Genomic DNA, 13,163 nt, shown 5'->3' with positions numbered 1-13,163 from the left:
ACCCCCAATTATTTAATGATTTTGATCGAGGCTGTCATACCAACACGCAGCTGCACGTCTGCAGGTACTTTATCTAACTTAACTTTAATAGGGATGCGTTGAGCGAGACGTATCCATTGGAAGTTTGGATTCACGTTTGGCAATAAATCATTACCTGTGCTGCCGTCTTGTTTAGCGATACCAAAGCCAATACTTTTGATATGGCCTTCTAGTTGAACATTGTTGTGCATCATAAGTGTTACGTAGGCCTTATCTTGAGCATCAACGCCGACCAGATCGGTTTCTTTGAAATAACCTTCAATCCAAAAGCTATCTTCATCAATTAACGCAACCACAGGTGAATTCGCGACAACTTGAGAGCCCACGCGTAGGTTCAAGTTAGTGATGTAACCGTTAGTAGGCGCGTATACCTTGGTGTACTCAAGATTCAGGTGTGCTTCTTCTACGTTAGCTTTTGCTAGTTCGACATTCGCGGCGCTTGTTTCTACAGCGTTGTTTAAGTTGTTTAGAGTAAGAACGGGTACGGCTCCGGGCGTTCTTTTCTCTAAATTCAAGGCGCGTTGTTCTTCATTTTTGGCTTTGGCGAGTAGGGCAACCGCTTGTTTTTGAGTGGCAAGCGCTTTTTTGTAGGTCGCGTTGTAAATACTCGGATCGATTTCAAAAAGAAGATCGCCTTTGGACACTTGTGAGTTGTCGTCCACGTGCACTTTGACCACTTGCCCGGTGACGCGAGGTGTGATTGAAACAATGTATGCACTGACTTGACCGTCTCTAGTCCACGGATTGCTTGTATAAGATTGGTAGTAGTTGTAAGCCACAGAACCAGCAGTCGCAACTAATAACAGTGTGATGAGATAACGTTTGATCACGGTAAGTGCCTCAAAAAATGGTAATAAAATGGCCGATAGCGCCAGTAAAAATCACGATTAAGCTTAGTTCTGCTATTGCAGGTAAGGCGACATATTTATGTACTCCAAGCCTTGTGGCGATTGACCCAGTTAAGATTGTTAACATGTAAGCCAATGCAATAACCAGTAACAGCGGTGGGAAGTAGACTTCGCCCCACACGAGCTCATGTGGCATTGTATTCATGGTTCTTTTCTCTATTCGTTTGATGAATACAAAGATAACGGAATTCGATTTATTGTGACAATCGCTTATAGAGGGTCAGATCCATCAAAGATCTGACTTTATTAGGTGACTGTGCTGACCACGTCTTTTTTTGGTGCCCTAAGCCAGTAGAACATGGCGTTGTTGCTTAAATCAGTTGAACCTTTTCCAAGTCCTGTGATCTGATCCTTTATGGTAGTTAGAACGGTGGTGACATGGGTAAAGCGGAAAAGAAGATAACTAACTGGGCGGAATACAATAAGGCTCTGTGCAAGCGTGGCTCGGTTACGTTCTGGATAGATGATTCAGCCATAGATGCATGGCGATGTACAACCCATCATGGTAAGCGTGGTAGAGGCTTCCAGTACTCTGATACAGCGATTGAAACTGCATTGATGATTAAGGGGATATTCTCTCTACCATTGCGTGCTCTTCAAGGTTTTATTGACTCTATCTTTGATCTATTGGAGGTTCCACTGACGTCCCCAGACTACACGTGTATCAGCAAACGCTCGAAGACAGTTCAGGTCAAATATCGTAACAAATCCAGAGGAGCTATTCGCCATATCGCTATTGACTCGACTGGTCTCAAAGTCTTTGGCGAAGGTGAGTGGAAGGTGAAAAAGCACGGCGCCGAAAAACGCAGAACTTGGCGCAAACTGCACTTAGCCGTTGATGTAGAAACTCATCAGGCCATTAGTGCAGAAGTCAGTCTTGTAAGTGTTGGCGATAGCGAAGTGCTGCCAACATTACTCAACCCTTTACGTAGAAAGATAGATACCGTATCTGCCGATGGAGCGTATGACACAAAAAGTTGCTATGAGACCCTGAAAAATAAGGGCAGTACTCCGTTGATACCGCCTCGAAAGAATGCGGCGCTTTGGGAAGAAGGGCATCCCAGAAATGAAGCAGTAAAGGCTCTGAAAAACGGAACAATAGCGGAGTGGAAATCTGAGTCTGGTTACCACTATCGCTCAATATCTGAGACTGCAATGTCTCGATATAAAGGACTAACTAGCGGTAAATTGAGCTTGAGATGTTACAACGCTCAAGTGGGAGAAATCATGGCGAATGTCAAAGCTATAAACAAAGTCATAGGACTAGGTATGCCTGTTAGAGGCGTTGTTGCTTAAATCAGTTGAACCTTTTCCAAGTCCTGTGATCTGATCCTTTATGGTGGTTAGAACGGTGGTGACATGGGTAAAGCGGAAAAGAAGATAACTAACTGGGCGGAATACAATAAGGCTCTGTGCAAGCGTGGCTCGGTTACGTTCTGGATAGATGATTCAGCCATAGATGCATGGCGATGTACAACCCATCATGGTAAGCGTGGTAGAGGTTTCCAGTATTCTGATACCGCGATTGAAACAGCCTTGATGATTAAGGGGATCTTCTCTCTGCCATTACGTGCTCTTCAAGGTTTTATTGACTCTATCTTTGATCTATTGGAGGTTCCACTGACGTCCCCAGACTACACGTGTATCAGCAAACGCTCGAAGACAGTTCAGGTCAAATATCGTAACAAATCCAGAGGAGCTATTCGCCATATCGCTATTGACTCGACTGGTCTCAAAGTCTTTGGCGAAGGTGAGTGGAAGGTGAAAAAGCACGGCGCCGAAAAACGCAGAACTTGGCGCAAACTGCACTTAGCCGTTGATGTAGAAACTCATCAGGCCATTAGTGCAGAAGTCAGTCTTGTAAGTGTTGGCGATAACGAAGTGCTGCCAACATTACTCAACCCTTTACGTAGAAAGATTCATACAGTATCTGCTGATGGAGCATATGACACAAAAAGTTGCCATGAGACTCTGAAGAATAAGGGCTGTACTCCGTTGATACCACCTCGAAAGAATGCGGCGCTTTGGGAAGATGGGCATCCCAGAAATGAAGCTGTAGAGGCTCTTAAAAACGGAACAATAACGGAGTGGAAATCTGAGTCTGGTTACCACTATCGCTCAATATCTGAGACCGCAATGTCTCGATATAAAGGACTAACCAGCGGTAAATTGAGCTTGAGATGTTACAACGCTCAAGTGGGAGAAATCATGGCGAATGTCAAAGCTATAAACAAAGTCATAGGACTAGGTATGCCTGTTAGAAGCTAACGATTAGTCAAATATGGCGTCGTTGAACCTCAAGCTGATTTGATCAACAACGCCGTAGAACATGGTAGTTAGGTTACTGTTTTGGGTATAAAAACATTTTTTTGAAATTTATTTCGAAAATAATCCACTTATCCTACCTTGAACTAAATGCAGTAAAAACAACCACTTTAGATATAAATCATACTTCAGGTTCCCTCCAAATAGTCAAAGTGATGATTTGATCCGTCAAATGGGATTACATAATTAAACCTTTTGTTATTAATATTTGGTTCGAAGCAACGAGATGCTTTATTTAATTTGAATAATCCAACAAATATCAATATTAAGTTATTCGTTAGGTTATTTACTCCTTTTATTTAATAACAAGAGTAAATTTGTCATGGACATTATTTCTAATCTATTTGACATGGCACCATTTGTCGCTCTATTTATTACACTATCTCTTGGCTATATGGTTGGTAAAATTACCATTGGTCGATTTGTTTTAGGCGGTGTTGCCGGAACATTATTGATGGGCGTAATTATAGGACAGTTTGGTGTTAATATTGACCCAGGTGTGAAAAGTATTTTCTTCGCGCTATTTATATATGCAGTCGGTTATCAAGGTGGTGCTCAGTTCTTTAAAGCACTTAACTTTAGAACCATCAATATATTACTTTCAGCTGTCGTGATGACTGTGTCCGGTTTACTCTGTGTATTAGCTGCAGCATGGTTATTTGACCTAGACAGAGGTACAGCTGCAGGTCTAGCGGCTGGTGGCTTAACTCAATCTGCGATCATTGGTACTGCAGGCGATGCGATTGCACGCTTAGGCGGTGTATCTGAAGAAGCCAAGCACCTGATGCAAACAAACGTAGCGGTTGGTTACGCGGTAACATACATCTTTGGTTCTTTAGGTCCAATTCTAATGGTTACCTGGGTATTCCCAACACTGATGAAGTGGGACATTCGAGCTGAAGCTATCGCACTAGAAGAGAAAAACTCAAACGGTAAACGTGATTTAGCCGATGGCGAATTCAACGCAGTCACCGCTTTAGTGACACGTGCTTTTAAAGTAACTCACGATGATAAACTGGTTGGAAAAACATTAGCGCAATTGAACCAATCATCACTTGCTGCGTGTATCGAACTTATTGAGCGCGACGGAAAAGAGTTGAGTGCAGACAAGTTCACTGCACTTAAAGCGGGCGACCTTGTTGTGGTTACCGGCCGTAGAAATGCGGTTCATGAGCTACAGAGCAAGGCACAAAGTAATGAAGTAGTATTACCGGAAAGCTATGAAGTTATTGAAGAAAATCGTCAACTTATCGCTGATAACCGCAAGCTGATTGGTCGTTCGTTAAGAGAAATCAAAGACAGCTCAAACGAACGCTCACTCCGCGGCGTGTATGTGACAGATTACATGCGAGAAGGTGCTTCAGTCGCCATTACTGATGAGCTGATTGTTGAGAAAAACGACGTTATTCAATTAACCGGTACCGCTCAAGACATCAACCGAGTTGAAAAACACATCGGTAAGCGCATGGGGTCAGCAACCATGACTGACTTTGTTATTCTTGGTTTGGGTATGGTTGTTGGTCTGCTTATTGGTTTGATCAGCTTTAAGATTGCAGGTATTCCCGTAACGATTGGTTCTGGTGCAGGTTGTTTGATCTCTGGTTTATTCGTTGGCTGGATTCGTAGCCGAAACCCACACATTGCACAGTTTCCAGTTGGAGCCGTTAACTTTATTCGTGACTTTGGCCTGGCAGCTTTTGTTGGAATTGTTGGTCTGCAAGCCGGGCCACAAGCCGTTGACACCATCAAAGAACACGGTATGTCATTATTGTTCTTAGGTGCTGCTGTAACCATTATTCCGCAACTTATATCATTCTTCTTTTCATACTTTGTGTTGAAAATTAAGAATCCGGTAGAAGCATTAGGTTGTGTGACTGGCGGACGCAGCGCAAACCCTGGCTTTGCGGCATTAATGGAAAAAACAGGCAATGCAACACCTGTATTTACTTTCACAGTAACTTACGCAGTAGCTAATGTCCTACTTACATTGTGGGGCCCCATCATCGTCGGTGTAATTACTTTAAACGCAGGCATGTAAATAATAAACAGTAACTTATCGGCTAAATATTTAGTCGATAGGATAAGTATTCCCAAAATTTAACAAATATATAATTAGGTAAATATTATGACTACACAAAATACTAATATCGACTTTTCAAAATTCGCTGATTTAAGCCCATTTGAATTAAAAGACAAATTAATTGAAGTTGCTCAAGCCGTGCCAGACCGCGCTTTACTAGACGCAGGTCGTGGCAATCCAAACTTCCTAGCAACATTGCCACGTAAAGCGTTTATTCGTCTTGGTGAGTTCTCTGTTAATGAAGCAGAACGTAACTATGCGTACCTTGGGGGTGATTTCGGCGGTATCCCTGATGGCGTGGGTATCGTTGAGCGTTTCGATACGTTTGCTAAAGAATACTCAAACGACAAAGGTGTTCAGTTCATCGAACGCGCACTAAGCTACGCAAAAGATCGTCTAGGTATCCAAAAACAAGCGTTCTTAAACGAACTCGTTCTTGCTTACCTAGCGTGTAATTATCCAGTACCACCACGTATGTTGACTAATATTGAGAAAGTGGTGAAGCAGTACATTGCACAAGAGATGTATGGCCCAGTTCCAATGACCACAGATTTCGACTTGTTCGCAACGGAAGGTGGTACGGCATCAATGACCTACACATTCCAAACGATGTTCAATAATGGTCTATTGAAAAAAGGCGATAAAGTGGCGTTAATTACGCCAATTTTTACCCCTTACCTAGAAATTCCAGAGCTTTCTGAGTACGAACTAGAGATCGTTGAGCTGCGTCTTGATGAGACCACTTGGCAGCTACCAATGTCTGAAATCGAGAAACTGGCAGATACAGACATCAAACTACTTTGTGTCGTTAACCCTGCTAATCCAGCATCAGTGAAATTCTCTGACGAGACTTTAGAGAACCTAACAAACTTTGTGAATGAGCAACGCAGTGACCTATTCATCATCACTGATGATGTATACGGTACATTTGCCGATGACTTCGTTTCTCTATTTGCAAAACTACCGTACAACACACTTTGTGTTTACTCGTTCTCTAAATACTTTGGCGCAACCGGTTGGCGTTTAGGTACCATTGGTATCCAACACAAAAACGTATTTGATGACGCACTAAGCTCTTTCAGCGAAGAAAAACAGTGTCAACTTGATGACCGTTACAAAACACTGACTCCGGAGCCACGTGACATTAAGTTCATCGACCGCATCGTTGCAGACAGCCGTAGCGTAGCCTTGAATCACACTGCCGGTCTATCTCTACCGCAACAAGTGCAAATGGCGATGTTTGCTCTAACTTGCCTAATGGATTCTGAAGGTAGCTACAAAGCAGCATGCAAACGCATCATTCGTGAACGCTACATTACGCTTTACAAAAACATGGGTCTTGAAGTTGAAGAGAACAAAGATCGCGTTGATTACTACACACTGCTTGAGCTGGATACTTTAGGTGGCAAGTTGTACGGCGACGCGTTTGTCGATTGGTTCAAATCAAATGGCAAAGGTAAAGATTTCCTATTCCGTCTTGCACATGAAACGGGCGTTATCTTGCTTCCAGGCAAAGGCTTCGATGTAGTACACGCTTCTGTTCGTGTATCGCTAGCTAACCTGACTCACCATGAGTACGAACTGATTGGCCGCGCAACTCGTAAGGTGTTGGACGAGCACTTCGCTGAGTTTCAAGGCGCATAAGCTCTAGTCAGGCTTAGAATCGAATACATGATTCTAGGCCAGCTATGTTCAAACACTTAAGAATAAGCCTCGGCGATGTCGAGGCTATTCCGACCAAATAAGCACAGTGTTCAAGTAGCTATCTATGGGATGCAATCGTTGTGTTTATTTAGTCGTCTTATCTAAATAATCAAATCCATTTCAAACTGAAAGAGCGACGCATGAAAAGCATTATTTCTATTCAATCTCACGTGGTTTATGGGCATGCAGGCAACAGTTCTGTGGTTTTTCCAATCCAAAGAATGGGACTCGATGTGTGGCCAATCCATACTGTTCAGTTCTCTAATCACACTCAATATCAACAAGGTTGGACTGGGCAAACATTTGGCTCAGATGATATTCGAAACTTGATTCGAGGCCTAGACAACATCAACGCGCTGAAAGACTGCGGTGCGATCCTATCGGGTTATCAGGGAAGCGCAGACCAATGTAAAGCGGTTGCTGAGTCGGTTAATCTAGTTAAAGAAAAGAACCACAGTGCACTCTATATTTGTGACCCTGTAATGGGTGATCCAGATAAAGGTTGTATCGTTGAGGATGGCGTTAAAACTGCCATTATCAATCACTTGCTGCCTATTGCCGATGTCATCGTGCCAAACCAATTTGAGCTGAGCGAATTGACCGGTATCAAAATCCACTCGCTTTATGATGCGGTTACAGCCTGTAAGAAGGCACTGGAACTTGGGCCAAAGATGGTGCTAGTGAAACATCTACACTCATTACCCGATGATGCGTTCAGCATGATCCTCGCAACGAAAAAGGCATGCTATTTAGCTCAACGGCCGAATATCGAATTTGATAAACAGCCAGTTGGTGTTGGCGACCTTATCTCAGGCTTATTTACAGCGGGATTAATGAAAAGAATGTCTCCGGTGGCTGCATTCCGTCATGCAAACAACGCGGTTTATGGTGTGTTGGAGCTGACTAAGAGCTATGGCACTTGGGAACTACAAACAATCAATGCTCAGTATGAATTTGTAGAGCCTACCCACGATTTCAACGTGGTCAAAATAGGCTAGAGCGATTAACTCCAACAGTGCTTAAGGTCAGTAAGGGGGGCGACTATTCGATGGGTAGCGTCCTACAAACGAGATTACGAGTTAAGCCGGATACTAGCTATATTACGACTACAAAGAGATGGACTTCACTTTATCCCTATTTATTAACCTCTCTGTTTTTTAGTTTTTTTATTTATTAAACAGAGACTCTGAATCAATTTAGAGACTACTAAATGAGCCTAAATATGAACCGTCTAATCTCTTCGGGTCTTACCGTTGCTTTGTCACTCTTGGTAGTGGCTTGTAGTTCACCTCACACACTGGATGTACGCGTAAACAAAGACAATTACAAAGAAGTCATTGTAGAGGATGCATCATCAGTAGCAGAGCCACTGCGTATTTGGGCGAGTGAGTCGCCAGACTTCTTATACTCTTCAGCGGATCAAACCACGCCGATTACTGTGTCAGATGACCAATTGAACATCTTGGCCTTGTCGGGAGGTGGTGCTAACGGAGCTTTTGGTGCCGGTATCTTGATAGGGCTTGAAGAGTCAGGCCAGCTGAAAGATTACTCCATTGTGACAGGAATCAGCGCAGGCGCGTTAATGGCACCGTTTGTGTTCATCGGGGGAGATGCGTTCTCTAAGATGAAGGACGTGATGTTGAACATAAACGATAAATCCGTACTCGGTAAAAAGAATTTTTTGAACACCGTCTTTAAAGATGCGTTTACCGATGGCGAAAACTTGTACCAGTTTATTGCTGAGGCGTTCCCTGAACCCATGATTGAGCAAATCGCAGCGCGACATCGCAGCGGCAAACGTCTGTTTATTGGTAGCACTCATTTTGATTCTGGTGAGCTTGTCATTTGGAATGTAGGTGCAATAGCAAATAGCGACATGCCAGATAAGTCTGAACTCATATATAAGGTGTTGGCCGCAAGTGCGTCTATTCCTGGTGTGTTCCCACCGCAGTTCATCGATGTAGAACATGAAGGCGAAGTTTTTGAAGAACTGCACGTCGATGGTGGTTTAGCGACTCAAGTGTTCTTCAATCCCTCAAACTTCGACTATCAACAGATCTCAGATGCACTTGGGTTAAAAACATCACCACAGCTCGATGTTATTCGAAATGGCGCGCTGAAAGCACCGTATCACTCTCTGAGAGATAAGGGACTCGATTTGGTCGCAAAGAGCGTATCAAACCTAACGCTTGCACAAACGCGTGGTGACTTATATCGAATGAAATACATCAGTGAAATTAACAACATTGATATGCAATTCACCTACATCGAGCACGACTTTGGTTACGCCAAACGAACCAAGGACATGTTTGACGAACATTACCTATTAACTATATACGAATATGGTTATCACAAAGCAACTCAGGGTAAACCTTGGGTAACCGAATTACCTTAATCAGGGATATTGTAAAATGAAAAAAACAGCATTAACGCTACTTATCTTGGCAACGTCTAGCGTTGCAATGGCACAAAACGCGACCTCAATGGATCAGCAAAAAGTCGATAACGACATGTTACAACTGGCCGACGTTCAGCAAGAAGCGGCGCTAATCATGGTCGAAGAGGGTTCAGACTACGTGGCGATTGATTACATTGGTCAATGGGTTGAGGTGAACAATTACGTGACACACAAAGAAGCCAAGCAACGCCAGCTTCAAAAGAGCATCAAGAAATACATTTATTCGCAAACGGGTGAAACTCTAGAGTCTATTGAGCAGCGTATTGCTGAACACATTCAAGCAGATCAACCTAAATATTTCAGTGTCGATGTTTATCGCAATTACCATGGTGACTCAGGCGACTTTAACTACCTAGCTCGAATTATCGAATACATTTAAGTTATTCGTTACACATCAATGAAAGAACCTATTGACTTAAGTAGGTTTTTTTGTTCCAACCAGACGAATTCATTTCAATATTATTACTCTGAAAAAGTAGATATTTCGTCAACCTGTGATAATTTAAATATATAACAACTAAAAGTAAGCACAGCAAAATGAATTTTAGCATTGAACAACTTCTCGCATTCGTTACCGTTTATGAACAACTGTCTTTTAGCAAGGCTGCCGTTAAGCTTAATAAGCACAGAACGACAATCGGACAGGTGATTACGAACCTTGAAGACCAACTCGCAGTAAACCTTTTTGAAAGAGTAGGACGATCGGTTAAGCCGACAGAGGATGGTCATCACCTTTATCATTATGCTAAGCAAACGATTGAACAAGCACGAACTTTCGACAAGGTCGCTTTGAGCTTGTCTTATGGCGGATTGGAAAGTATTACTTTTGCTTATTCAAGTGTAATACCTCACCAAATACTTGTGGATATTCGAAAGAAGTTACGTCGTGATTTTCCTATGATGCGAGTAAATTTTCTAGTCCGAAATAAAAAAGACATTAAGCAAGGCCTTGAAAGTGGCGAGTATCATTTTGGACTGGTCAACGTGCATGACAGTCGTGGAATACACAGTTTTGATGCCACTTTTTTAGGCCATATAGAATTTTTCCCTTTCGTTAAAAAAAATGGCGAGTTTTCGTCTTTGGCAAAAGAAGATGTACTTTTAGCGCTAAGAAATGCGAAGCAGTTTGTCTTAAAATCCTTCATTGAAGAAGAAATGTCCGAAAAAATAACCGTGAGTTCTGACAATGAAGAAGTCGACCAATTAGCGTTAGTTATCAAAATGGTTGAAGCTGGTTTAGGGTGGGCATTGCTACCAAAAACATTTGCTTATTCTGAATTTTCGCATTACGACGTTGAAGCTATACAATCATCTGAAATGGAACATGGTTTTAAGTTTGGCTTTGCTCTTTGGTGCAATCATTCTAAACAAATAAGTGAAGTGAAGTTATCGATCTTGTCTATTATCAAAGAACACGTCACCCAAGCGTTAAAGAGAGATGAGTGAAAAAGAGTACATAGTTAGCTTTTCGATAAAGGCTCATTTTGTATGAGCCTTTTTTATATCTATTATCTGCATATTAATTTCAGTTGTAGGATGACACCCTCTATATGAGAGTAGGGAAAACGTATGAATAGAACTATTCTACTTGTGCTGGCGAGGAACTCTCTTGGCAGTAAAAGTTCTTAATTTCAATGTTTATTGCACGGAAGCAAACTTTCGACCGAGGCTCGCGCCTCGGTTTTTTTGAGGCAATTTATATGAACCGTTGTGGTGTGCTTGCACTATTCTCAAGCTCCTTATTAATCCCTTTAACTTCTATGGCATCCTTTTACGACCCTGTGGATGGTCAGTTTGATATGGGCCATCACATTGCAGAAAACGCAACGGGGTTTTTACCTATACCTATACTAATTACCGAGCCTGCGGTGGGTTACGGTGGTGGTGTTGCTGGATTGTTTTTACACGAGAGCGAAGAAGAAAAACGAATTCGTAAAGAAGCAGCGTTAAAGGCTATTGATGGTGGTGCGCAACTTGTTCCATCTGCGATGAGTGTGGTTGGTGCTTTGGGAACTGAAAATGAAACCTGGTTTGTTTTTGGTGGCCACAGACGTTCATGGATGAATGATTCAATTCGTTATATTGGTGGCGGCGGTTTTGGTGTTGCGAATATTGATTTGTATAAGCAACTTTCTTTGGGTGGGAAAGAGCTGGACCTTAAGTTTGGCACATCAACTTCAGTGGCCGTACTTTCACAAAAGGTACAATTTAGAATTGGGGATACGCCATGGATGATTGGTGTAAAACAGCTTTTGGCTAAATCTAAGATCGAAGCTGATAATCGTTTGGTCGATAAGTTAATGGAGCTTACGCTAGGCACTGAATCAGTGACATCGGGCTTAGGTATTGAAGCTGAATTTGATACAAGAAACAACTTGTTTTACCCAACAAAAGGATACCGATTTTCTGCAGACTACATGGTCTTTGATGATGCGATTGGCAGTGATTCAAATTACAGAAATCTCAATGTTGAGGCGGAAGGTTACATTCCAGTGTCAGAAAAGTGGACACTTGGTTTAGCGGGTAACTATCAAAATTATGAGCAAGGTGATGGGTTCGTTTCTCCAACAGCTAAGCCATATGTTGAGTTAAGAGGTGTCTCCTCATTTCGCTATCAAGGGGATGAAATTGAAACCCTCCAAGGGCAGCTGACCTACAGTATTAGTCATCGTTGGAAAGTATCAGGCTTCTATGGTTCAGGAAAAGCAACGGAGCGAGCTGATCAAAGTAACAAGGTGAATGCAGGTGGAGTAGGCTTTCGTTATCAAATTGCTCGCAGGTATGGTTTACATATCGGGATGGATTACGCACAAAGCCACGAAGAAAGTGCCGTCTACTTTAATATAGGCAGTGGATTCTGATAAAAAATTGGTTTGAATTTTCCAATTTAAAAAGGCGCTAATTATTCATTAGCGCCTTTGAGATTTTGTTCAGCTAAGAGAAGAATTACTTCTTACGGCAGAACTCAGCGATTACGTACATTGATTGACCGCCGTTTGTTTTACCAGAAACAAGCTTAGGATCGTCACCGACGCTGATGCCGCGAATAACAGTGCCTTGCTTAATCACTTGGTTAGTGCCTTTGATTGGCAGGTCTTTGATTACTGTTACGTCGTCACCTTTTTTAAGCTCAACGCCGTTCACATCAAGAGGCTTGTCATCAGCAGACATGCCGATTTGTGCCCAAACTGATGTTTCTTCTTCAAGGTACATCATGTCTAGTGCGTCTTGAGCCCAGCTTTCAGTGTTCAGACGAGTAAGTTGACGCCATGCCGTTACTTGAACTGGTGCCTCTTGACTCCACATGCTGTCGCTTAGGCAGCGCCAGTGGTTGATATCTTTAGGCTCGTCAATTTCACCAAGGCATTTGTCACATACCATGATGCCGTGATCCACTGTTACGTGGCTGTGTGGCGGCACTGCGTACGCAGTAAGAGAAGAATCAGAACCACATAGTTCACATTTAGATTGGCAGCGTTCTAGCATAGTAGCTTCAGAAGACATAATGGACTCACATTTATTAGGTATTAATTACGGGGCTATTATCCACTTTATTTACAATAAAGAAAGAGGTCGTACGGTATTCTGTCTTGATTAATTTTAGCCGAGATCAACCATTTGTGTTTTAACGTTTTATGCAAACGGTTAA

The 13,163-nt window shown here is 42.5% G+C and carries 12 protein-coding genes; 9 read left to right on the top strand and 3 right to left on the bottom strand.

From position 1 onward, the window contains the following. Nucleotides 1-8: 8 nt before the first annotated feature. Nucleotides 9-869, bottom strand: a complete 861-nt coding sequence (locus K08M4_RS18760) for an HlyD family secretion protein (RefSeq protein WP_086050979.1) — start codon at nucleotides 867-869, stop codon at nucleotides 9-11. 10 nt (nucleotides 870-879) lie between these two features. Beyond that, the gene (locus K08M4_RS18755; RefSeq protein WP_060466791.1) at nucleotides 880-1,092 is read right to left on the bottom strand and encodes a DUF1656 domain-containing protein; all 213 of its coding nucleotides are present in this window, start codon (nucleotides 1,090-1,092) and stop codon (nucleotides 880-882) included. Nucleotides 1,093-1,325: 233 nt separating this feature from the next. On the opposite strand from K08M4_RS18755, the gene K08M4_RS18750 reads away from it, so the two are divergent. The 9 genes from K08M4_RS18750 (at nucleotide 1,326) to K08M4_RS18710 (ending at nucleotide 12,375) form a co-directional block, all read left to right on the top strand. Then, nucleotides 1,326-2,243: an IS5 family transposase gene (locus K08M4_RS18750; protein WP_086050978.1), complete on the top strand. Its 918-nt coding sequence runs from the start codon at nucleotides 1,326-1,328 to the stop codon at nucleotides 2,241-2,243. A 63-nt stretch (nucleotides 2,244-2,306) separates the two neighbouring features. Then, a complete protein-coding gene (locus K08M4_RS18745) occupies nucleotides 2,307-3,215 on the top strand; it encodes an IS5 family transposase (protein WP_086050977.1) in 909 nt (302 codons plus the stop codon). 379 nt (nucleotides 3,216-3,594) lie between these two features. Beyond that, entirely contained in the window at nucleotides 3,595-5,310 is a 1,716-nt protein-coding gene (gene aspT / locus K08M4_RS18740; protein WP_086050976.1) for an aspartate-alanine antiporter, read from the top strand. A gap of 87 nt (nucleotides 5,311-5,397) precedes the next feature. Continuing rightward, on the top strand, nucleotides 5,398-6,996 hold the full coding sequence (locus K08M4_RS18735) for a bifunctional aspartate transaminase/aspartate 4-decarboxylase (RefSeq protein WP_086050975.1): 1,599 nt from the start codon (nucleotides 5,398-5,400) through the stop codon (nucleotides 6,994-6,996). Between the two features lie 200 nt (nucleotides 6,997-7,196). Further along, nucleotides 7,197-8,054 carry a pyridoxal kinase PdxY gene (pdxY, locus tag K08M4_RS18730; protein WP_086050974.1) on the top strand — a complete coding sequence of 286 codons (858 nt, stop codon included), beginning with the start codon at nucleotides 7,197-7,199 and terminating at the stop codon, nucleotides 8,052-8,054. 224 nt (nucleotides 8,055-8,278) lie between these two features. Continuing rightward, on the top strand, nucleotides 8,279-9,451 hold the full coding sequence (locus K08M4_RS18725; RefSeq protein ID WP_086050973.1) for a patatin-like phospholipase family protein: 1,173 nt from the start codon (nucleotides 8,279-8,281) through the stop codon (nucleotides 9,449-9,451). Between the two features lie 16 nt (nucleotides 9,452-9,467). Beyond that, nucleotides 9,468-9,893, top strand: a complete 426-nt coding sequence (locus tag K08M4_RS18720) for a hypothetical protein (RefSeq protein ID WP_086050972.1) — start codon at nucleotides 9,468-9,470, stop codon at nucleotides 9,891-9,893. 158 nt (nucleotides 9,894-10,051) lie between these two features. Continuing rightward, complete coding sequence (locus K08M4_RS18715) at nucleotides 10,052-10,960, top strand: LysR family transcriptional regulator (RefSeq protein ID WP_086050971.1); 909 nt, start codon at nucleotides 10,052-10,054, stop codon at nucleotides 10,958-10,960. Nucleotides 10,961-11,214: 254 nt separating this feature from the next. Next, nucleotides 11,215-12,375, top strand: a complete 1,161-nt coding sequence (locus K08M4_RS18710) for a BamA/TamA family outer membrane protein (protein WP_086050970.1) — start codon at nucleotides 11,215-11,217, stop codon at nucleotides 12,373-12,375. Nucleotides 12,376-12,460: 85 nt separating this feature from the next. Here the strand turns inward: K08M4_RS18710 and K08M4_RS18705 are convergent, their stop codons facing one another. Beyond that, entirely contained in the window at nucleotides 12,461-13,018 is a 558-nt protein-coding gene (locus K08M4_RS18705) for a PhnA domain-containing protein (protein ID WP_009845316.1), read from the bottom strand. Between the last annotated feature and the right edge of the window lie 145 nt (nucleotides 13,019-13,163).

This window comes from Vibrio syngnathi (assembly GCF_002119525.1).
Lineage (GTDB): Bacteria > Pseudomonadota > Gammaproteobacteria > Enterobacterales > Vibrionaceae > Vibrio > Vibrio syngnathi.
Note: the sequence above shows the minus strand (reverse complement) of the source record. Positions and strands in the feature narration are given on the sequence as shown.